The organism is Actibacterium sp. EMB200-NS6 (genome assembly GCF_001305615.1).
GTDB classification, from domain to species: domain Bacteria; phylum Pseudomonadota; class Alphaproteobacteria; order Rhodobacterales; family Rhodobacteraceae; genus Actibacterium_A; species Actibacterium_A naphthalenivorans.
Genome location: NZ_CP010869.1, coordinates 2,077,033 through 2,098,190, shown reverse-complemented (window position 1 = coordinate 2,098,190; position 21,158 = coordinate 2,077,033). Strand labels below are relative to the sequence as shown.

The 21,158-nt window shown below is 64.0% G+C and carries 20 protein-coding genes and 1 tRNA gene; 11 read left to right on the top strand and 10 right to left on the bottom strand.

Annotation, left to right across the window (positions count from 1 at the left end):
* Positions 1–266: 266 nt before the first annotated feature.
* Both menC and TQ29_RS10195 read right to left on the bottom strand, forming a co-directional pair.
* Positions 267–1,373, bottom strand: coding sequence for an o-succinylbenzoate synthase (gene menC / locus TQ29_RS10200; protein ID WP_054539069.1), 1,107 nt, complete (start codon positions 1,371–1,373; stop codon positions 267–269).
* Positions 1,374–1,412: 39 nt separating this feature from the next.
* Positions 1,413–2,294: a MurR/RpiR family transcriptional regulator gene (locus tag TQ29_RS10195; RefSeq protein ID WP_054539068.1), complete on the bottom strand. Its 882-nt coding sequence runs from the start codon at positions 2,292–2,294 to the stop codon at positions 1,413–1,415.
* 158 nt (positions 2,295–2,452) lie between these two features.
* On the opposite strand from TQ29_RS10195, the gene TQ29_RS10190 reads away from it, so the two are divergent.
* The 8 genes from TQ29_RS10190 (at position 2,453) to TQ29_RS21050 (ending at position 10,934) form a co-directional block, all read left to right on the top strand.
* Positions 2,453–3,991, top strand: coding sequence for an ABC transporter substrate-binding protein (locus TQ29_RS10190; protein WP_054539067.1), 1,539 nt, complete (start codon positions 2,453–2,455; stop codon positions 3,989–3,991).
* Between the two features lie 65 nt (positions 3,992–4,056).
* Positions 4,057–4,980 (top strand): ABC transporter permease, encoded by a 924-nt coding sequence (locus TQ29_RS10185; RefSeq protein WP_054539066.1) that lies wholly within the window; start codon positions 4,057–4,059, stop codon positions 4,978–4,980.
* An 11-nt stretch (positions 4,981–4,991) separates the two neighbouring features.
* The gene (locus TQ29_RS10180) at positions 4,992–5,921 is read left to right on the top strand and encodes an ABC transporter permease (RefSeq protein ID WP_235974542.1); all 930 of its coding nucleotides are present in this window, start codon (positions 4,992–4,994) and stop codon (positions 5,919–5,921) included.
* The gene (locus tag TQ29_RS10175) at positions 5,918–6,976 is read left to right on the top strand and encodes an ABC transporter ATP-binding protein (protein ID WP_054539065.1); all 1,059 of its coding nucleotides are present in this window, start codon (positions 5,918–5,920) and stop codon (positions 6,974–6,976) included. The genes TQ29_RS10180 and TQ29_RS10175 overlap by 4 nt, the downstream gene beginning before the upstream one ends.
* Positions 6,973–7,959 carry an ABC transporter ATP-binding protein gene (locus TQ29_RS10170; protein ID WP_054539064.1) on the top strand — a complete coding sequence of 329 codons (987 nt, stop codon included), beginning with the start codon at positions 6,973–6,975 and terminating at the stop codon, positions 7,957–7,959. Before TQ29_RS10175 ends, TQ29_RS10170 begins: the two co-directional genes overlap by 4 nt.
* Positions 7,956–8,906 carry a hypothetical protein gene (locus tag TQ29_RS10165; RefSeq protein WP_054539063.1) on the top strand — a complete coding sequence of 317 codons (951 nt, stop codon included), beginning with the start codon at positions 7,956–7,958 and terminating at the stop codon, positions 8,904–8,906. The genes TQ29_RS10170 and TQ29_RS10165 overlap by 4 nt, the downstream gene beginning before the upstream one ends.
* A 4-nt stretch (positions 8,907–8,910) precedes the next feature.
* Positions 8,911–10,065, top strand: coding sequence for an acetylornithine deacetylase (argE, locus tag TQ29_RS10160; protein WP_054539062.1), 1,155 nt, complete (start codon positions 8,911–8,913; stop codon positions 10,063–10,065).
* 263 nt (positions 10,066–10,328) lie between these two features.
* Positions 10,329–10,934, top strand: coding sequence for a LysR family transcriptional regulator (locus tag TQ29_RS21050; RefSeq protein ID WP_207642703.1), 606 nt, complete (start codon positions 10,329–10,331; stop codon positions 10,932–10,934).
* On the opposite strand, the gene TQ29_RS10155 is transcribed toward TQ29_RS21050, so the two are convergent.
* Positions 10,879–12,230, bottom strand: a protein-coding gene (locus TQ29_RS10155) for an IS3 family transposase (protein ID WP_157445566.1) whose coding sequence is annotated in 2 segments (ribosomal slippage) — positions 10,879–11,894 and positions 11,894–12,230 — 1,353 coding nt in all. Because the reading frame shifts where the segments join, the coding sequence is not laid out codon by codon here. The two genes, TQ29_RS21050 and TQ29_RS10155, sit on opposite strands and share 56 nt — an antisense overlap.
* 66 nt (positions 12,231–12,296) lie before the next feature.
* On the opposite strand from TQ29_RS10155, the gene TQ29_RS20660 reads away from it, so the two are divergent.
* The gene (locus tag TQ29_RS20660; protein WP_157445565.1) at positions 12,297–13,217 is read left to right on the top strand and encodes a hypothetical protein; all 921 of its coding nucleotides are present in this window, start codon (positions 12,297–12,299) and stop codon (positions 13,215–13,217) included.
* A gap of 175 nt (positions 13,218–13,392) precedes the next feature.
* Here the strand turns inward: TQ29_RS20660 and TQ29_RS10135 are convergent.
* The 7 genes from TQ29_RS10135 to TQ29_RS10105 all read right to left on the bottom strand — a co-directional run bounded on the left by TQ29_RS10135 (position 13,393) and on the right by TQ29_RS10105 (position 19,628).
* A tRNA-Gln gene (locus TQ29_RS10135) sits at positions 13,393–13,467 on the bottom strand.
* 91 nt (positions 13,468–13,558) lie between these two features.
* Positions 13,559–14,395, bottom strand: a complete 837-nt coding sequence (gene kdsA, locus TQ29_RS10130; protein ID WP_054539057.1) for a 3-deoxy-8-phosphooctulonate synthase — start codon at positions 14,393–14,395, stop codon at positions 13,559–13,561.
* Positions 14,396–16,075, bottom strand: a complete 1,680-nt coding sequence (locus TQ29_RS10125; RefSeq protein ID WP_054539056.1) for a capsule biosynthesis protein — start codon at positions 16,073–16,075, stop codon at positions 14,396–14,398. It lies immediately after the preceding gene.
* Positions 16,053–16,712 carry an ABC transporter ATP-binding protein gene (locus tag TQ29_RS10120; RefSeq protein WP_037208236.1) on the bottom strand — a complete coding sequence of 220 codons (660 nt, stop codon included), beginning with the start codon at positions 16,710–16,712 and terminating at the stop codon, positions 16,053–16,055. The genes TQ29_RS10125 and TQ29_RS10120 overlap by 23 nt, the downstream gene beginning before the upstream one ends.
* 191 nt (positions 16,713–16,903) lie before the next feature.
* Positions 16,904–18,181, bottom strand: coding sequence for a Na+/H+ antiporter NhaA (locus TQ29_RS10115; protein ID WP_054539055.1), 1,278 nt, complete (start codon positions 18,179–18,181; stop codon positions 16,904–16,906).
* 72 nt (positions 18,182–18,253) lie between these two features.
* A complete protein-coding gene (locus tag TQ29_RS10110; protein WP_054539054.1) occupies positions 18,254–19,291 on the bottom strand; it encodes a permease in 1,038 nt (345 codons plus the stop codon).
* A complete protein-coding gene (locus TQ29_RS10105; protein ID WP_054539053.1) occupies positions 19,284–19,628 on the bottom strand; it encodes a helix-turn-helix transcriptional regulator in 345 nt (114 codons plus the stop codon). Before TQ29_RS10105 ends, TQ29_RS10110 begins: the two co-directional genes overlap by 8 nt.
* A gap of 78 nt (positions 19,629–19,706) precedes the next feature.
* Here TQ29_RS10105 and TQ29_RS10100 point away from each other — a divergent pair, with 78 nt between their 5' ends.
* Both TQ29_RS10100 and TQ29_RS10095 read left to right on the top strand, forming a co-directional pair.
* Positions 19,707–20,312, top strand: a complete 606-nt coding sequence (locus TQ29_RS10100) for a uracil-DNA glycosylase family protein (protein WP_054539052.1) — start codon at positions 19,707–19,709, stop codon at positions 20,310–20,312.
* Positions 20,305–21,096, top strand: coding sequence for an SseB family protein (locus tag TQ29_RS10095; RefSeq protein ID WP_054539051.1), 792 nt, complete (start codon positions 20,305–20,307; stop codon positions 21,094–21,096). Before TQ29_RS10100 ends, TQ29_RS10095 begins: the two co-directional genes overlap by 8 nt.
* Positions 21,097–21,158 lie beyond the last annotated feature (62 nt).

Below are 21,158 nucleotides of genomic sequence, written 5' to 3'. Positions count from 1 at the left end.
TTCATCAAGACTCTTCAAAGAGTTATCGGGAATTTCCCTGCCGATAATAACAGGGAACTTTATTGAGCCGAACAGGGTGGTTTTTCTGCTTAGCGGGGAACCTGAATATGCGTTCATCGAATGCACAGTTGGCGTGCGGCTTGGTGTTCCGATTTTCTTTCATGGCGAAATCTTTGAAGAAGGAGAACAGAATGCCACGGCTGAGCGAGGAAAAACGCAATGAACTGGAGGCGTTCTAGCGGATGCGTATCCCGGGCTGGCACGAGCTATGTCGCAGCTGCCGATTGCAGCGTCATCGCCTGCAGCTTTTCCGGCACAGGTTGAAAGCCGTGACCTGGCAAGTTCGAGGCGCGGATGCTGGAAGGCGACACGCCCACCAGATCGGGCGTGGCAAGGTCGCTGTGATACAGTCGCCCGGCCGGGAAGATATCCGGGGCATAGGACAGGCCCGATAGGGTGGCGAGAGCTATGGACGCGCCTTGCCCGATATTGGATTCAAGCATGCCGCCGATCCAACAGGGCACATCGCTTTCACGGCAGACTTGATAGACCTCTAGCGCGTTGGTCAGGCCGCCGACACGGCCGTGCTTGATATTCATCCAGCGGCAGGCGCCAATCTCGATCGCCTTTCGGGCGCGCTCGAGCGATGTGATACTTTCGTCAAGGCACAGGGGCGTCGTCAACCGCCCTTGCAGCCGGGCGTGATGAACAAGGTCGTCGCCAGCAAGGGGCTGTTCGATCATCACCAGCCCAAGCGCATCGAGTTCGCGAAACAGGGGCAGGTCGTCCAGCGTAAAGCCGCAGTTGCAGTCGATATGCACGGGCATGTCCGGAAAGCTCTCACGCACGCGGGCGACCATAGCCACCCCGCTATCGCGGCGGAATTTCAGTTTGGTCCGCGTGAAACCGGCCTCTTGTGCCGCCGCGACACGGGCAAGCAGCGCCTCAATACTGTCCTGAACGGGGATGTCGGCGCCAACTTCGATCAGCGGAGCGCTGCCGCCCAGCATCTGCCACAGCGGCTGCCCCGCCCGGCGCGCCTGCAGATCCCACCACGCCGTGTCCAGTGCCGCCTTGGCGAATTGATTGGCTTTGAAGGGAGCAAGCAAGCCTTGCAATTGCCCACCCGATGCAATGTCCCGCCCAATCAGCAGCGGGGCGAATACATCGCGGATCAGCAGAAAGGCCGCGGGGCACCATTCGGCGCAGAACTGCGGTACGGAATAGGGCGCGGCCTCGCCCCAGCCGACGGTGCCATCACTCTCCATCCGCACCAGAATGCTTTCGATGGCATGCTCATCGCTGAAGGCGGTCTTCCAGGGGGCGAGCAGGGGCATGGAGACGTGGTAGATGTCAATTCTGTCGATCTTCAAGGCTATCTCCGGTTCTGGTGGCGCCGTCGCGAAATGGGGTCAGTTCTTTGGGTCGAGTTCGCTCAGCAGTTCGATCATCTCCTCAAGGTCGTTCAGGCGTTTGCGGCCCGTCGCGCCGGACAGCACGACGGCGCGGGTGCAAATGAAATTCAGCACGCTGATCACCCCGACATAGGAATCGAATAACGAGGTGCCACGCACCTGGCAGGGCACCACCCATTTGGCGAATTTGGTCGAGGTGATGGCGCGCCGGTCGGTGACATAGGCGATGGGAACGCCGGCCTGCTGCATCAGTTGCATGGCCCGGCCCAGTTCGGGCGGCCGGCGGCGCAGGCCGACGGCGATCAGCAGGTCGTCGGGGCCGAACTGGCCGAGATCCTCCATCAGGGTCTGGCCGGGCAGGGGAAGGATCATCGCGTCCGGGCGGATCTGGATGATCTGACGCCGCATGTAGGCGGCGAAGAAATAGCTGTTGCGATAGCCCAGACAGGCGACCCGCCGCGCCGAGACGATGCGGCGGGCGATGGCGATCAGCACTTCCTGGTCAAGCTGTTCGATCGTCTGGCGCAGGCATGACATATCCTGATCCAGATGAACCAGCAGAGCGTTCGACCCGCCCTCGCGCTGGCTGCGCCCGGCGTTCAGAAAAATCGGGTCGCCGGTGGATTGCGCCCGGCGAATTTCGCGCTGCATTTCGCGGAAGTCGCTGTATTCAAGCCGTTTCACAAAGCGCGTGACCGCCGCCTTCGAGGCCCCGGCAAGCTCTGCCAGCTCGGTCGCCGAGCACATCAGAACATCGCTGGGATATTCCAGCACCCGGTCGGCCAGCACCCGTTCGCTGGCGGGGATGCTTTCATAGATTGCCTTGATTCTGCGCTCGATCGAGCGGGGCGGCGCATCTTTTGGCGGTTTCTCGGACATTCAACGTTCCTTCTTCTGCCGGGAATTGAAACACAAGTTTTAGTGGGTTGACAGAGTGAAATTAAATTATCAGCGTTAGACCTGTCAGTTGAGACATTCCGCACCAAACCTGACCGGGGCTCAAGCGCCGGGCATGACATCCGACAGAGGAGTATTCCATGAAATACTGGGGGAAAACCGCTTTGGCCGCGGCTTTGGCCATTGCCGCGGGCGGACCGGCCATAGCAGGAGACATCATCTGGGCCCGGGACGGCGATATCGACTCGCTCGATCCGCACAGGGCGACATCCACGCTGTCGCGTCAGGTCTGGTATCAGATCTACGATTCGCTGCTGGAATTCGACGATAGCGGGGCGCCCGTTCCGAACCTGGCGAAAAGCTGGGAGATCGCACAGGACGGCACGCTGGTTACCTTCGTTCTGAACGAAGGGATCACTTGCCACGACGGCACACCGTTCAACGCCGATGATGTGATCTGGACCGCCGAACGCGCCCTTGGCGAGGACAACCCGAGCCTGACCAAATCGAGCTGGGGCGACATAGGCGAGGTCGAGAAGATCGATGACCTGACCGTCGCCTTCCATCTTGCCACGCCGTTCGGGGCCTTCGTTCCGTTCATGGCGGATCAGTTCACCTCGATGCTGTGCGACAGCAACGCGGCGGCCGACGATTTCGGGACTGGTTCGGCCATCGGCACCGGGCCTTGGAAATTCGCCTCGTGGACGAAGGGGGCCGAGGTGGTGCTGGAGAAGAACCCCGATTACGTGAATTACGGCCGGCCGATCGACAACCCCGGCCCGCCGCTGGCGGACCGGCTGATCATGCGCACGATGCCCGAAGCGCAGACCCGCATGGCAGGGTTGCGCACCGGCGAGTTGCAGGTGATCGTGCCACCGATCCAGGAGGTGAAATCGCTGCAGGACGATCCGGGCGTAGAGGTTTACGTTGCGCAGGGCACCGGCCAGAACATGTTCCTGCAGTTCGCGGTGAACCGACCGCCTTTCGACGACAAGCGTGCGCGGCAGGCGGTCAGCCATGCCATCGACAAGGACCTGGCCATCAAGGTCGTGTACGGCGATATCGTCGAGCGACAGTACTGCCCGATCTCCAAGGGAGTCTTCGGCAACGATCCCGAGTTCTGCAAGCAGTACGATCAGGATTACGACCCCGAGAAGGCCAAGGCGCTGCTGGCCGAACTGGGCTATGGGCCTGACAAGCCGATGGAGGTGACGCTGGCCACCTGGACTGGCGACAGCCGCGAACGGATGCTGCAGATGTTGCAGAACCAGCTGAAGAAGGTGAACATCGTCGCCAATATCGAGGTGATGGACATCGGCACCCTGAATGCCCGCGACACCCAGGAAAACAACAAGGCCGAAGGACCGGGCTATATGGACCTGATGGGCTGGACCTGGTTCGATCCGGATCTGCTGTATCTGCTGTGGCATTCGCCCGGCGCCTATCAGGGCTTCCAGACGCCGGAACTGGACAAGATCCTCGAGGATATGCGCACCACCGTCGATCCCGATGCCCGAAAGGAAATCGTTCATGCCGCATTCAAGATCCTGCTGGAAGAGGCCGGGCAGGTGCCGATCTATACCCCGGGCTGGTCGTGGCTGTATGCGGTGTCGGCCGATGCGCCCGGCTTCAAGATCGGGCCGTTCAACCGCGCGCTGTTCAACGCCATAGATCACTGAACCATGCGGCGGGCGGCGCCACCGGCGCCGCCCGTTCCTGACAACCGGCACCGGAGAACGCAGTCATGGCCAGCTTTCTTGCGCAACGTCTTTTCGCGGCCCTGCTTACCATCCTTGTGACCACCGTCGCCGTCTCGATGCTGATCCATCTGGTTCCGGGCGATCCGGTACAGATCATGTACGCCCAGTCGCAGGGCACCACGCCGGAACAGCTGGAGGAGGTGCGCGCGCGCCTTGGGCTGGATCAGCCGCTGATGGTTCAGTACATCCAGTATATGGGCCGCGTGCTGCAGGGCGATCTGGGCCGGACCATCCGCGGCGATCAGCCGGTGCTGGAGCTTTTGCTGGCGCGGCTGCCCAACACCTTGATCCTGGCCACGTCCGCCCTGGTCATCGCCTGCGCGATCGGGCTGGTTTGCGGGTTCGTCGCGGCCTACAGGCGGGGCACGTGGCTGGACACGTTGCTGATGACATCGGCCATCCTTGGCGTGTCCATGCCGCATTTCTGGCTCGGGCTGATCTTGCTGTTCTATTTCGCGGTGCATCTGCAATGGCTGCCGGTCGCAGGCAGCGGTGCGGCCAATCTGGTGCTGCCGGCCGTTACGCTTGGCGTCACGAATGCGGCGATCATCGCACGGCTGACGCGGTCTTCGATGATAGACGTGTTCGATCAGGAATTCATTCGCACCGCCTATGCCAAGGGGTTGCCACGTGCACTGGTGCTGTACCGTCACGCGCTGCGCGCCGGGCTGGTGCCCATCGTCACCATGATCGGCCTGCAGTTCACCTATATGATGGGCGGCGCCATCGTGGTCGAGAACGTCTTTGGGTGGAACGGCGTCGGTCGCATGGCCATTCAGGCGATCTTTCAGCGCGACTATCCCTTGATCCAGGGGTTTATCCTAATGTTCGCGGTCGTCGTCGTGCTCGTCTCGGTGCTGATGGACCTGCTTTATGCGTGGCTCGATCCGCGCATCCGCAACCGGTGAAGGGGCGCGCCATGCAGAATCGACTTGAGAAAGCCATTGCGCTTGCCGGCGCGGCCCATACGCCCGCCGCCGGCGTCGCACCCTCGGGCTGGGCCGTGCTGCTGCGCCGGATGGGCCGGTTCTGGCGCAGCGCCATGAGCAACCGGGGCGCGCGCGTCGGGATGGTTCTGGTGACCGTGCTGGTGCTTGTCGCCTTCTTTGCGCCGTGGATCGCGCCCTATCCGCCTGACGAGATGGGCGCCGGCATGTCGCTGCTGACGCCCGAGATGGCGTACCCTTTCGGGACGGACGAATTCGGCCGCGACATCTTCAGCCGGGTGATCTGGGGCGCGCGGCTGACCATTCAGGTGGGCGTCATCGCGGTCGGCATATCGCTGACGGTGGGAACATTGACCGGGCTGGTCGCCGGATATGCCGGTGGCTGGACCGAGCGCATCCTGATGCGGCTGGTCGATGTCGTCTTTTCCTTTACCGAGACACTTATCGCGCTTGCCGCGGTGGCTGTGCTGGGGCCCAGCCTGTCAAACGCCATGATCGCCGTCGGCATCGCCGCCATCCCGTTTTACGCCCGCGTAGCCTATTCGGTGACGCTGGTCGAGCGCAACCGGGCCTATTTCGATGCGGCCTATGTGCAGGGCGCGGGCCATCTGCGGCTGATTTTCCTTCATCTGTTGCCAAACATCATTCCGCCGCTGATCGTGGTGGCGACCCTTGGGGTTTCGTCGGCGGTGCTTGCGGCGGCGGGGTTGAGCTTTCTCGGTCTGGGCGCGCAGCCACCCAGCCCGGAATGGGGCGCGATGCTGTCGGCGGGGCGGGACTACTTCAATCAGGCGCCGTGGATCATGATTTATCCCGGCGTGGCGATCATGATCACCGTGCTGGCCTTCAATCTGCTGGGGGACGGTATCCGCGAGGCTTTGGATCCGAGGCAGACAGTATGAGCGCGACCAAATCCATCGAGGCGCCGAACGATGAACCTGCCACACGCCCCGCGCCGGTGCTGGAGGTGCGCGACCTGTGTACCGAATTCCGCACTAAAGCCGGGGTTGGCCGCGCCGTCGACGGGGTGTCGTTCACCCTGCACGAGGGCGAGATTCTTGCGATCGTCGGCGAAAGCGGGTCCGGCAAGAGCGTCACCTCGCTGTCGATCATGGGGCTTATCCCCGATCCCCCCGGGCGCATTGCCGGCGGTTCGGTTACCTATGGCGGCCGCGATCTGACCCGGCTGGACGAAAAGGCGCTGCAAAAGCTGCGCGGCAACGAGATCGCGATGATCTTTCAGGAGCCGATGACATCGCTCAACCCCGTGCTGAGCATCGGGCGGCAGATGACCGAGGGCATCCGCCAGCACACCGGCATGTCCGAAGCCGAGGCGCGCAAACACGCGGTCGAGATGATGCGGCGCGTGTCCATCCCCGCGCCGGAAAAGCGGCTTGGGGAATATCCGCACCAGTTTTCCGGGGGCATGTTGCAGCGGATCATGATCGCCATCGCCATGTCCTGTTCGCCGCGCGTGCTGATCGCGGACGAGCCGACGACGGCGCTGGATGTGACTATTCAGGCGCAAATCCTCGAACTGATGCGCGATCTGCGGGCGACCACCGGCGCCTCGATAATGCTGATCACCCATGACATGGGCGTGGTCGCCGAAATGGCCGATCGCGTTGTGGTGATGTACGCGGGCCGCAAGGTCGAGGAGGGCCGGGTCGAGGATATCTTCGCGCGGCCCCGGCACCCCTATACGCGCGGCCTTTTGGCGGCCCTGCCGGTGCTGGGCACGGCGGGCGAGGTCGGAGGGACGCAGCTGAACGAGATCCCCGGCGTGGTTCCCGCGCTGACGGATCTGCCGAACGGGTGCCGGTTTTCCGACCGGTGCGCGTTGAGCACCGACAAGTGCCTCGCCGAGGATCCGCCTTTCGCAGATAGGGTGGGGGCCCATTCTGCGGCATGCTGGCATTCCGACCGGCTGGCGCCGACGATGGAGGCAACATCATGACCGCCGGCACAATTCTGAGCGTGCGCGATTTGAGAAAGAGCTTCGATGTCGGCGGCGGATTGCTGCGCAAATCCGGTACGCTGCAGGCGGTCGGCGGTGTCAGTTTTGACATCGGTCCGGGCGAGACGCTGGGTCTGGTCGGCGAAAGCGGCTGTGGCAAGTCGACGGTCGGCAAGCTGATCATGAAGCTTCACCACCCGTCGGACGGGGCGATCTTTTTGCGGGGTGTCAACATCGCGGGCCTGTCGCGCCGGGCCATGACGCCGATGTGGCGCAAGGTCCAGACAATCTTTCAGGATCCCTATTCGTCGCTGAACCCGCGCATGAGCGCCGGGGCCATCGTGGGCGAGGCGCTGACGATCCACCGCATCGCTTCGGGTGCGGAAAAGACCCGCCGGGTCGCCGAAATATTCGAAAAGGTGGGGCTGCGCGCGGATCAGATGGGCCGCTTTCCGCATGAATTCTCTGGCGGCCAGCGCCAGCGCCTGTCGATTGCGCGCGCCCTGATCGTCGAACCCGAGCTGATCGTCGCGGATGAGCCGGTCTCGGCACTGGACGTGTCGATTCAGGCCTCGGTCATCAATCTTCTGATCCGGCTGCAAAAGGAAATGGGGCTGTCGATGCTGTTCATCAGTCACGACATGAGCGTCGTCGAGCATGTCAGCCACCGGGTCGCCGTGATGTATCTGGGGCGGATTGTCGAAATCGGGTCGCGACGTCGGATTTTCGGCGATCCGCAACACCCCTATACGCGGGCGCTGTTGTCGGCGGTGCCGGTGGCGGACCCTGCCGCGCGCCGCCGCGAGCGGATCGTGCTAAAAGGCGACGTGCCGAGCCCCATCGACCCGCCGCCGGGATGCCATTTCCAGACCCGCTGCCCGTTTGCGCAGGACATCTGCCGCAAGGTTCTGCCGGACCTGCTGCCGACCGGCGGCGGGCACAAGGTGGCGTGCCATGTCCGCATGCCGGACGCGGTCGCATGACCATCGGCATCGCTGCCTTTGGTCCGGGCGCCGGGTTGGCCGTCTTTCGCGCGCTGCACGTGGCCGAGGCGGCAGGGACAGGCTCCATCGGCGGTTTTGCGGCCTATGCGGTGCTGGATGCCGAGGGGCGGTTGTGGCGGGCCGACACGCAGCGCGGCGGGACCGCGACCCTGTTCATCGACGGCGAGACGACCGGCGGTCCGCCCCCGGCGCATATTGCCGCCGCGCCCTACGCCGCCGTCATATCCAGCGGGCCGGATCGCCCCGCGCCATTGTCGATGTTTCTGGCGGCCGAACCGGGGCTCGGGCTGGTGACCGGGCACCGCCTGCCGAACACCCCCGGGCCGGATGGGCGCGCGCTGAACCAATCCGTTCTGGCGGCGATGCGGGCGGGCCGCACCGCCCTTGAGGCCCTGCACGATGTGCTTGACCCGCTGCCTGCGGCCGACGCGGGCATGATCGCTTTAGGCCCCGGCGCCGGCATGGCGGCGCTGAACAGTGCGCTGGTCGCGGCCCGGCCCGATGTGGGGAGCGCGCGGCGCGTGGCACCGGACGGAGCAGCCGCCGTAGAGGTGCTGCACAACGCGATACACCCCGTCGGCAGCCTTGCCGGGCTTGTCGCCGATGTCGCCTTCGAGGCCATGTATCCGCCGCGACCCGAAATCGGAGAGATTGTCGTGCGTGCAGGATGCCCCGTGGTGTCTTGCGGCGAACACCGGGTGCTGGTGGATGGAAACCTTGTCGCGCACCGTATCGAGACGCCGCTGGCACCCACGGGACACGACCCGCAGAATTGCGCCGCGATCTATCTGGGCAGCGCGGTCATCGGCCCGGGGGGCGTGCTTGGCTACACCTTTGTCGAACCTAATGCGATGGTGGCCGAGGGAAAGATCGTGACGCTGAGCGGGCAAAGCGAATTCCGCATCCCCTTTGCCGGTGCGGAATGAGCCGTTGACCCGGACGCTGGACCATCTTGAGGCGCTGGTCGCGATCCCGTCGGTTTTCACGGCGCCCGACTACATCGCCATCACCGACTACTGCGAAAAAATCCTGACCGGCGCGGGGGCGCGGTGTCACCGGGTGGAAAGCCACCGCACTGGCCGCGCCGGTCTGTTCGCCAGCATGGGGCCGGGCGGACCGGGCGGGGTGATGCTGTCGGGGCATCTGGATGTCGTGCCGGTCGACGGGCAGGCGTGGACCGGCGACCCCTTCACCCTGACACGCCGGGACGGGCGAGCCTATGGCCGGGGCACCACCGACATGAAGGGTTTTGTCGCCTGCGCCCTTGCGCTGGCCGAGCGTGCGGCGGGGAGCAGCCTGGCCGCACCGCTGAAATTCGCGCTGTCCTTCGACGAAGAGGATGGCTGCCTCGGTATTTTCGAGATGATGCCCAGCCTTGCGCCGACCATCGCGCCTCCGGCCCTGTGCCTTGTCGGAGAGCCGACCCAGATGCGGCTGGTCACCGGGCACAAGGGCAAGGTATCCCACCGGCTTACCTGTCACGGCACCGCCGGGCATTCGGCCCGCGCGCCGCATCATCTGAACGCCATGCACCTGGCGGCCGATGCGTTGGCCCTGCTGCGCGCCGAGCAAGACAGGCTGGCATCGCAAGAGACCCGGGATCCGGCCTTCGATGTGCCCTATACGACGATTCATGCCGGTATCTTGCGTGCGGGAACGGCGCTGAACATCGTGCCGGACCGCGCCGAACTGACCTTCGAGATCCGGCATCTGGCCACCACCGACCCGGATGAATTGCGGGACCGGTTTCACGCCCAGTTGGCGGCGCATCTTGGCCGGCTTTCGGAGAGCTTCGCGGCGGCGGACGCCACATTGGCGGAAACCAACCGCTATCCCGGTCTGGACGCCGCGGCGGACAGCCCGATGGCTGCGTTGCTGATTGGTTTCGGTGCGCGGTTCCCGGCGAGCAAGGTGGATTTCGGCACCGAGGCGGGGGTTTTTGCCGCGCACGGCATTCCCACCTATGTCTGCGGACCGGGGTCGATGGAACAGGGGCACAAGGCCGATGAGTTTATTGAGCTTAGCCAACTGTCCTTGTGCGATGCCATGCTGGACCGCGCGCTGGACTGGCTCGCCACGGGGTGACAAACCGGACGCGCCATCGCCATCGCCGTGGTCGAGATTGGTGGAGTAGAGCCTGGCCGCGGCACCATCTTGCGGCGGAAGGGCCCGTCGGTGCCGCCTCGCGTCGCAACCGCGAAGTTTGGGGCGGTATTCGGCGGCGTCGCGGGGCAGAGCGGTCTGCAATGGTGACAGCCCGCGCGACCGCAAACGGCGGTGATGCTTGTGGTGGCCATGGATTCCGGATCCAATGCGCCGTGATACCACAACACCCGAGGGATGATCAGATGCGCCAGTCCAGACCGTTCCGCTATGTTTTGGCAGTGTCCCGGCACGGATCGGTCCGCAAGGCGGCAGAGGTGCTTAACATCGCGCCTGCCGCGGTCAACCGGCAGATATTGGAATTCGAACGCGATCTCAGGATGCCACTGTTCGACCGCTTGCCGCGCGGAATGAAACTGACCAGTGCGGGCGAGGTCGTTGTCGATCACGTGCGCCGCGTGGAGGGTGAAATCGACCTGATGCGCTTTCGTCTGGCGGCTGTATCGGAGCGGCGGGGCGACGGGACGCATGAGACAAGCGTCCTCATCCTCGGCCCGTACCGCTTTCTGGAACCGGACATCCGGAGCCTCCGGCGCCGCTTCCCACGACTTCGTCTCAGCTACAAAACGATCCATGGCTCGAAGGGTCTCGAAGCGACCACGTCGTCCTTCCTGCCCCCAACAGCGGCCGGACCGGCTTCCCCTCGGAAATCGTTGACGGATGTCCGTCGTCAGAGTTTTTGGGCCAGTTGGCGGCCTGATCTAAGAGAGTATCTGGCGCATCTGGTTGGTTTGATTATGCGGCGGGTTTGCGGTGAAGCAAGCGCCGGGTTTCGATGGTCTTCCTTTTGATCCGTTCTCGTTTTTGCAGGATGGTCTGACCGCGTCCGAAGTAGACGTCGGCCGGTGTGAGGTTCTGCAGGCTCTCGTGATAGCGTCGGTGGTTGTAGTTTTCGACGAAGGCGTCGATCTGTTGGCTGAGATCGCCAGGCAGGTAGTAGTTTTCCAGCAGGATGCGGTTCTTCAGGGTCTGGTGCCATCGCTCGATCTTGCCCTGGGTCTGCGGGTGATACGGGGCACCGCGGACATGCCCCATCTGCCGGTCTTCCAGCCAGTTGGTCAACTCGCCCGAGATGTAACTGGCGCCGTTGTCCGAGAGCAGCCGTGGCTTGTGCAGGACCGTCGCCTGATCGCAGCCTGAAGCCTGCAGTGCCAGGTCCAGCGTGTCGGTCACGTCGCCAGCCTTCATCGTCGTGCCGAGCTTCCATGCAATGATGTAGCGGCTGTAGTCGTCGAGGATCGTCGAGAGATAGAACCAGCCCCAACCGATGACCTTCAGGTATGTGAAGTCGGTCTGCCAAAGCTGGTTCGGCCGTGTGGTCTTGTTCCGGAACTCGTCAGCCGCTGACAGAACCACATAGGCCGGGCTGGTGATCAGGTCGTAGGATTTGAGGATACGATACACGGAAGCTTCTGACACAAAATACTTTTCCGTGTCGGTGAAGCGCACGGCCAGCTCGCGCGGTGACAGCTCACTTTCCTGCAGGGCCAGGTCCTTGACCTTCTCGCGAACAGGTTCCGGGATACGATTCCAGACCCGCGACGGCCTGGGGCTGCGATCTTCCAAGGCTTCGGGGCCGCCCGACAGATATCGATCATACCAGCGGTAGAAGGTCGTTCTGGGGATGCCGAGCTTGTCCAGCGTGCGCTTGGTCGGCAGATGCGATCCTTCGACCAAGCGGATAACCTCAAGCTTCTCGGATGCGGGATACCTCATTCGTCGTCTTCCCCATCCGCGATCATGCTTTTTTTGAGCAGCCGCAGCTCCAGTGCCTGCTCGGCAACGACTTCCTTCAGATCGCGGGCCTCACGGCGCAGATCCTTGACTTCGGTAGATGTCGCCGCGCGAGCCGTATCGCCCGCCAGACGCTTCTTGCCGGCCTCGAGGAATTCCTTGGACCAGCTGTAATACAGGCTCTGGGCAATACCCTCGCGGCGACACAGATCGGCAATGCTGTCCTCGCCCTTCAGGCCGTCCAGCACGATCCTGATCTTCTCTTCGGCCGTATACTGTTTGCGGGTCGCTCGACGGATGTCCTTGACGACCTTCTCGCCGTGGCTCTGCTTGGTTCCGGGATTCTGTCTCATCTCCACTCCTTGGTGGTTACGATGTGCCAGAAACCCTCTCTTATCAAATCACCCTAAACTGGCCCATTGGCGCTGACGTCAGACACCGGGAGAATCCGGCACAAGAAACAGGTCTATGAGGGACAGCATCCAGCCATCATTGATCCGGCGGTTTGGGACAAAATTCAGGACATGATGCAGAATGGGGCAGCGGTTGCTCGCGGCTCCAGACAAAAGGCAACCAGATCACTACTTGCGGGTAAGCTCTTTGATGAAACCGGCAATCGTCTGACATCCAGCCACAGGCGCAAGAATGGCAAACGACTTCGTTACTACATCTCCCGCAGACTGGTCAAAGATCGCAGCCGGGCGCATCCGGATGCCTGGCGGCTGCCCGCAGCACAGGTTGAGGGCTTGCTGGCTGAACTGATGGGGCAGCATCTGACCAGACCCGGTGCCGCGATCGCAATGACCGAAGACCTGACGGCAGCCGAACTGACAGACGTATCGAAAAGGCTTCAGGAACAAGGCAAAGTGACGGAACGACTGGCTTTGATAGAACGAACCGATCTGCAACCGGGCTCCCTGACGGTGATGCTGGACAAGACAATGCTTGCTGATCGTCTCGGCTACCTGCCGGAACAAATCAATCTGGCTGAAATGACAATCGAATCTCCATTCCAGACGCGCCGGTGTGGCGTTGAGCTGAAACTGTATCTGGGTGAGGCACCGGCAGAGATCGACAGAACGCTGGGGCAGAACATCATGAAGGGGCGCAGCTGGCTGGCAATGGTCATCACGGGTAAAACCTTCTCCGAAATCGCTGACGCCGAAGGAGTGTCGAAACGCCGTGTTCAGGACGTGACCAACCTTGCATTGCTCGCGCCCGATGTTCTTGACGGCATCGCCACGGGTGAACAGCCCGATGGCCTCACCACGGGCTACCTGATCAAGACCCGCTTCTCTACGGTCTGGTCCGAGCAGCACGCGCAGTTCGCCGCGCTCTGACCCCCGCGCCATTCCCGAATGCGTACCGCCGAAATCGCAAACAGAGGCTGCGGCCCGAAGTGGCCCCGTTTGGCGCCCCGGTTCGCGTCTCACCTGAAATTCGCACACGCCAAGGGCAGGGAAACACGCGATAAACGTGCGCTGAAGTCTCAGTATATCAAATCAAGGAAGTGACTGGCTGGGGTGGTAGGATTCGAACCTACGATACACAGTACCAAAAACTGCTGCCTTACCACTTGGCTACACCCCAACGGTGGGCGGTTAATTACGCCGGACCGCACCGGTCTTCAAGCCCAATTTCACGAAAATTTCCAACTTGTTCGCAGGGCGCGATTTCGGGATCAGCCCAGGCGGATCGGGTGGGCCTTGGCGAGACGGTCAAATGCCATCAGCGTTTCGATGAGCGCGCCCATCTGATCCAGCGGGATCATGTTGGGCCCGTCGGAGGGCGCCGTATCCGGGGTCTCGTGGGTTTCGATGAACACCGCCGCAATGCCCAGCGAAACGGCGGCGCGCGCCATTACCGGGGCAAATTCGCGCTGGCCGCCGGTGGCGCCGCCCAGGCCGCCGGGCTGTTGCACCGAATGGGTCGCGTCCATCACCACCGGATAGCCGGTCTGCATCATCCGGGGCAGGCTGCGCATGTCGGTCACCAGGGTGTTATAGCCGAAGGACGTGCCACGCTCTGTCAGCATGATGCGCTCGTTTCCGGTGGTTTCGACCTTGGCCACGACATTGTCCATGTCCCAAGGGGCAAGGAACTGGCCCTTCTTGATGTTGATCACCGCCCCGGTCTCGCCCGCCGCCAGCAGCAGATCGGTCTGCCGGCACAGGAAGGCGGGGATCTGCAGGATGTCCACCGCCCGCGCCGCTGGGGCGCATTGTTCGGCCGTGTGAACATCCGTCAGCACCGGAATGCCGAGCGCCTGTTTCACCTCGGCCAGAATACGCAGCCCGGCCTCGAGCCCGACGCCGCGCTTGCCGCTGGCCGACGTGCGGTTGGCCTTGTCGAAGCTTCCCTTGAACACATAGCCCGCGCCCGCGGCCTCGCAGGCCGCCTTCATGGTTCGGGCGATCATCAGCGCGTGTTCGGCGCTTTCCAGCTGACAGGGGCCGGCGATCACGGTGAGCGGCTGATCGTTCCCGATGGTCAGCGCGCCGGTCTGGATATTCTTCATCTAGCTTGAAACCTGTTCCCTGAGAATTGAGGCGGTCATGGATATCATCAGATATATCCCACCAAAGATCAGGAAAGCCAGAATGGTGTTCTCGAATGCGCGGGGATAGGTCGGCTCGTCAGGCGCGACGGGGCTGACGCCGAGCGAAAGATAGCGCACCTGCCGGTTCGCCTCGATCCGGGCGGTTTCAAGCTGTTGCAGCGCCTGCTGCAGCAAGAGCTGCCGGTTGGCGAGATCGGCTTCGGCGATCCGCAATTCGGCAGAGACACGGGCCAGGGAATCGGTGCCGGTGGTGCTTTCGGTCATCGACGCGCGCAGCTCCGCCACCAGGTTTTCGAGCCGGCGGATATCGCCGCGCACGCCGTCCACCCGGGCCTGGTTGGGGCGGGCGTTGTCCATCAACTGGTCAAGCTGCAACCGCTTTTCGCGCAGCTGGATTTCGAAGCTCGAGATCTGGCTCATCAGCGCGGTCGTTTCCGTCACCGGGTCCAGCACGCCCAGACGTTCCTGCAGCTCCAGCACCCGGTTCTGTGCTTCCTCGACGCGGGTCTCGGCCTCGCGGAAACTGGCGCGGGCGCCTGACATCTGATCCTCGCGCAGGCGCTGGGTCAGGCCATCGACGCGTTGTTCGGCATAGGAAATCAGCGCTTCGGAAAAGGCGGCGGAGGTTTCGGGATCGGCTGCGATGACCTCCATCTTCAGGATGCCTTCGGTCGGGTCATAGCCGATTTTCACGGTGCGCTCGAAGACGCGATAGGCGGCCTCGCTGGTGGCGTCTGGGTCCAGCCGCTGAACCGGGTCGATCTGGGGCTGGCTGAAATGGGCCATGAAGCCCAGATCGGCGTCGAGCCGGCGCATCGCGTCGCGCGATTTGAGATAGCTTTGCACCGCGATGGAATCCTGCTGCACCGCAAGGCCGGTGCCCGCGAACATGCTGCCCAGCCCGCCGCTCATCTGGCTTTCGGCCTGCTGGATCACGAATTCCGATTTCGTGGCATACATCGGCGTGGCGATGCGGAAATAGTAGATCCCGGCCACCAGTGTCGGCAGCAGCACGAAGGCCGCCAGCCGCGACAGCATCGTGACCATGCGGCGGCGGCGGCGGCGGGCGATATCCTGCTGGATATGCATCACCTGCTCGGCCGGCGAGATGCTGGCGGGGATCGGCGTCGCGGGCAGGCCGGCGCCGCCCTGGCGCACAGTCTGGGGAAGCTGGGGCGGGGCTTCCTGCGGCTGGCCGGGGCTGTCCGACACAACCAGTTCCAGCATGTTGCTGCGCTGGAACGGGTCAATCCCCTGTTTGCGCAGCAGGCGGACGGCATCGAAATCGGAGGTGGGCGCCAGGCCGTGTTTCTGTGCCACGCGGCGCGCCATGCGCAGCTGGCGGCCGGTCAGGCCCTCGCGGCGGATCTCGGTGATATCCTGGTCGACGGGGCGCTCGGTGCGCGGCGTCGGGGCAGGCTCCGGCGCGGCGGCGGGCGCTGCCTGCGCAACGGCGGTGGCCGCGGCGGCGGGGGAAGGGGCAGGGGAGGCCATCGCCCCGACGGTTTCGGGCATCGGGCTGGCGGCGGCACCCGCCACGGCGCCCGCCATGCCATCCGCGGCGGCGCGCGGGCGTCCGTTGCCAAGCGGCCCGTTGCGCCGGATGCGGTATTTCTTAGCTCTGGGTTTGGTAGTCATAGAGCTTTTTCGCCTCTTCCAGCGTGTCAAACATATGCAGCTTGCCGTTCAGCAGAACCGCGGCAGAGCGGCAGAATTTCTCGAGCGTCTCGGCCTGATGCGACACCATTACAACCGTTGTCTTTTCAAGCCGTTCACGCAGGATGCTGCCGGCCTTGCGGTTGAACTCCACATCCGTGGTCGAGGGCATGCCCTCGTCGATCAGGTAGATGTCGAAATCCAGCGCCAGCATCAGCGAAAAGCTGAACCGCGCCCGCATGCCCTGGCTGTAAGTGCCGAGCGGCATGTCGAAATACTCTTCGATCCCGCACATCCAGCGCGAGAACGCCTCTACATAGTCGGGGTCCAGCCCGTAGAGCCGGGCGATGTAGCGCGCGTTCTCGGTGCCGGTATGGCGGTTGACGACACCGCCCATGAAGCCCAGCGGAAAAGAGATGCGGCTGGTTCGGATCACCTTCCCCTCATCGGGCTTTTCCAGCCCGGCCATCATGTTGATCAGGGTGGTCTTGCCGGTGCCGTTCGGGGCGAGGATGCCCATGGATCTGCCCAGATCCACCCGGAACGACACACGGTCAAGGATCACCTTGCGCTGTCTGCCGGTCCAGAAGGACTTGCTCACATTCTCGAACTCAATCATGCACCCGATCCGGTACTGCCCCACCCTGCGCCGTCATCCAGCGTCTGACGGTTTCTGTTCCGAAGACAATACCCAGCTATTGAGGCGGCATTATGTCGGAAACTCCCGTTAATTTTCAACGGAAATCACCGAATTCTGGCCGCAATCGGGCAAGCCGGCCGCGCCGGGCGGCATTGCTGTGCAATGCCGCGTCAGAAGGTCTGTTTCTCGACCCGCAGAAGCTTGCCCGCAGCAAACGACAGCACGGCGCCGAAGAAGCTGAACAGCGCCCCCATCTTGGCCGCATCCTGCACCCGAACCTCGCCCAGCATCACGCTGCCGTCAAACGCCACCGCCGCGATGAACAGCGACACGGTGAAGCCGATGGAGGCGATGCAACCGATGACGAACAGGTCGGTCGTGCGCATGCCCGCCGGCAGGCCCAGGCGCAGCGGATGCGCGGCCAGCCAGCCGAAGAGGGTCACGCCCAGCGGCTTGCCGATCAGCAGCCCCGCAAGAACCAGCCAGGTCGGCGAACCGATCGACGAAAACTCGACACCCGCGTTCAGCAGGCCGAAGAAGAACAGGATAACCTCGACCGGGTGCTTCAGGATATGTTCGATATGGTTCAGCAGGTCGGTCAGATACTGCTCGGCCTCCGAGAAGATGCCGAAGGCACGGTCGGCATGCGGGATGGCCGGAACGATGGGCAAAAGGCCCAGGGCAGGGTGCAGGCCGGCCTCCTGGAATCCGTACCAGCTCAGCGCGCCGGCGATCAGATAGGGCCAGAACGAAAGATACTTGCGTACCTGCGTCGATCGCGTGCGAAGCTGGTCGCCCCGGTCCAGCATCCGCGGCAGCCAGTTGAACAGAACGAACACCACCACCGCCGCGCCAAGCGACAGCAAGAGCCATTCGGGGGCCAGTTCGCCCGAGGGATAGAAGATCGCCAGAATGATCAGGCCCGCCGCGTCATCGGCGATTGCCAGCAACAGCAGGAACCGCACCGCCGGGTGCCCGGCGCCGAAGACCACGCGCCCGACGAGATAGGAAAAGGCGATGTCGGTGGCGGTGGGAATGGCCCAGCCGCGGTGCACCGCGCTGAACGTCTCCGAGCCGAGCACGGCGGCCAGCCCCAGATAGACGGTGATCGGGCCCAGCATCCCGCCCAGCGTGGCAACCAGCGGCGTCGCCGCCTTTTTGCCGCGCAGCGAGCCGTTCTTGAGGATGACCGCTTCCCACACCTCCTTTGCCGCGATGGCGAAGAAGAAGGCCATCAGCCCGTCGTTCACGAGATAGTGAAGGGTCAGCGTGCGCTCGATATGCCCGTCGACCTCATGCGCATGGCCGATGATGAAATCGTCGATCAGGACGAAATCAACGAAGGCGTGATAGGAATGCGGGTCGATATTGGCCCAGAACAAAGCAATCACCGCGCCTGCAATCAGCAGCAGCGAATAGTTGGTGACGAAGTTCCAGACCTTGTACATGCGCGTAATCCCCCGTTTCTATCGGGATGGAATAGAACATGTGAAAAGCGGGGGCAACCGCTCCCGGAACGATCAGGCGATCACGTTCCAGATCAGGCCCGCGGCAATCGATCCCGCCATGGCCAGCCCCAGATAGGCGGCGAAGACCCGCGGCTTGACCAGCGCCCAGACGGCGATGGCCGCCGGTATGCAGCTGATCCCCCCCGCGAGCATGAACGACAGCGCCGCGCCGTTGCTCATGCCCTGTTGCAGCAGACTGTCGACCAGCGGCACGGCGGCATATCCGTTCAGATAGGCCGGTGCCCCCACCAGCGCCGCCAGCAGGATCGGCCGCAGCCCGTCGCCGCCCAGCACCGTGGCGATCATCTCTGCCGGCACGTAATGCAGCATCAGCGCCTCGGCCATGTAGGCCAGCAACAGCCATTTGCCCAGGAACAGCGCGTTCTCCAGCACCGTGGTGCGAAAGGTCCGGCGGCGGTTGTCTTCTTTCCAGAAGGCCCAGACCGGCTTGCCGGTGAAGGACGAGGTGCCGCAGCCGCAGCTGTTGCAGGAGGCTTTCGTCGGTTTGAGCGGGTCGGCGAACAGGGCCGACCGGGCCAGCATGCTGGTGGTCAGGCCGCCGAACAGGCCGATGCCGACGGCAGACACCGTTTTTGCCACCGCAAAGCCCATGCCCAGCGTGCCCGAGGTGATCAGGAACATCGCCGGGTCCATGATCGGAGATGACAGCCAGAATGCCATGACCGCCGAAAGCGGCGCGCCCACGGCCAGCATCGCGGCGATGAACGGAATCACCTCGCACGAACAGAAAGGCGACAGCCCGCCGGCGAGCGAGGCGAGCACGATCATCCGAACCTCGCGCCCCTCGAAGGCCTTGGCCAGCAGCGTCTCTGCGCCGGTGGCCTTGAGGTAGCCGACGGCCAGCACCGCAAAGACGATGAAAATGCCGGTGTGGGCCAGCGCCCGCGCCGCGAAATCCAGCGTCGGCCAGACCCGCCCGGGATCAAGCAGCGCCAGAACCAGCGGAATCAGCAGGATCGCAAGCCAGGCTTTGTCCAACCGTTTCCAAAGCGCGGGCAGGCGGGCGGGGGGCAGGGTGGTGTCAGTCATGGCGGTGGCCTTCTGGCGGGGTTTCGATGTCGGCGCAGCATTCGGAGAGCAGGAAGCGCGACAGCGCCTCCATCTCGTCATAGGCGGCCGCGATGCAGATGATGGAGCGCCCCTGGCGGGCCTGCGTGACCAGGCCGGCCTGGGTCAGAATCTTCATATGATGGGTCAGGGTCGATCCGGTTATGCCGCTGCGCGCGCCCAGCTCGCCGATCGACAGGCCATCGGGCCCGGCGCGCACCAGGCAGCGCAGCACCGAAAGCCGTTGTTCCGAGCCGAGCGCGGCAAAGGTCGAGGCGGCGCGGGCAAGAGAGAGGTCATCTGACAGGTGGTGTTTCATATTTTTATAATTCTAGAAATATAGAAATGAGTCAAGTCCCCGTTTGGCATCGGTCCGCATCGCCCCTAAATCTACCCCATGTCCGATGCCCTGACCGCCCTTGCCGCAGAGCTTGCCGCCTGCACGCTCTGCGCCCCGCGCTTCGCTGCCACCGCCACGGGGCACAGCCCCCGGCCGGTGCCGTGGTTCCGCTCGGGCGCGCGCATCGTGGTGGCGGGGCAGGCGCCGGGGATGCGGGTGCACAAGGCGGGCAGGCCGTTCTTCGATCCCTCGGGTGACCGGCTGCGCGACTGGATGGGCATCACGGCGGAACAGTTCTATGACCGCGACCGCCTGTCGGTGCTGCCCATGGCCTTTTGCTTTCCCGGCTATGACGCCAAGGGCGCCGACCTGCCGCCGCCGCCCGTCTGCGCCGCCACCTGGCATGACCGGATCACGGCCGGGCTGGGCGATGTGGCGCTGACCCTGCTGGTGGGCGGCTATGCGCAAAAATATTTCCTCGGGGCGGATGCGAAGGGCGGTGTCACCCGCACCGTGCAGGGCTGGCGCGCCCATGCGCCGCGCGTCTTTCCCTTGCCGCACCCGTCCTGGCGGAATACGGGGTGGCTGAAGAAAAACCCGTGGTTCGCGGCAGAGGTGCTGCCGGCCCTGCGGACCCGCGTGAAAGAGGTGATGGATGGCTGACGAAACCCCGCTCGACCGGGCGCATGCAACGATGGAGGCCGCGCCGGGCGACGACGCCCTGCGGCTGCGGTTTTTCGAGCGTCTGGCGGACAGCGAGCTGTTCCTGCTGCTGGCGGCAGAGCCCGATGGTGACAACATCACCCCGCAAGTGTTTGAACTCGAAGGTGGTTCCTTTGTTCTGGTCTTTGACCGGGAAGAGCGGCTGGCCGATTTCGTGGGCAGCATGGCCCCCTTCGCGGCCCTGTCCGGGCGGCTGATCGCCACGATGCTCGAGGATCAGGGGATCGGGCTGGGGGTGAACCTTGGCGTCGCGCCCTCGTCGATCCTGATCCCGGCAGAGGCGGTGGGCTGGCTGGCCGTCACGCTGGCGCAGCGCCCGACCGAGGTCGAGGCGCTGCCGGTGGAGATCACCGCGCCCGGTGGCCTGCCCGATGTTCTGCTCGGCGCGCTGGACGCAAAGCTGGCCAGCGCGGCCGGGCTCGCGCCACTGGCCTATCTGGCCGGCGTGACCTACGAGGGCGGGCAGCGGGGGCACATGCTTGCCTTCGTCGATGCCGCGCCGGGGGCCGAGGGCGCGCTGGCCCAGGCCGTGGGCGAGGCGCTGACCTTTTCCGGCATCGAGGCGGGCGCGCTCGACGTGGCGTTTTTTGATGCCTCCGATCCCGTGGCCCCGAGGCTGGCGCGCGTCGGCCTGCGCTTCGATCTGCCCGCGCTGGCCCGGCCGCAGCGCGCCGAACCATCGGCGCCGGGCATGGACCCGGACAAACCGCCGAAACTGCGGTAGGGCGGAAGTTCGCGCACCCGCGCGGAGGCGGGGGCAGGCAGCGACGAAGGCCGCAAGGCCTG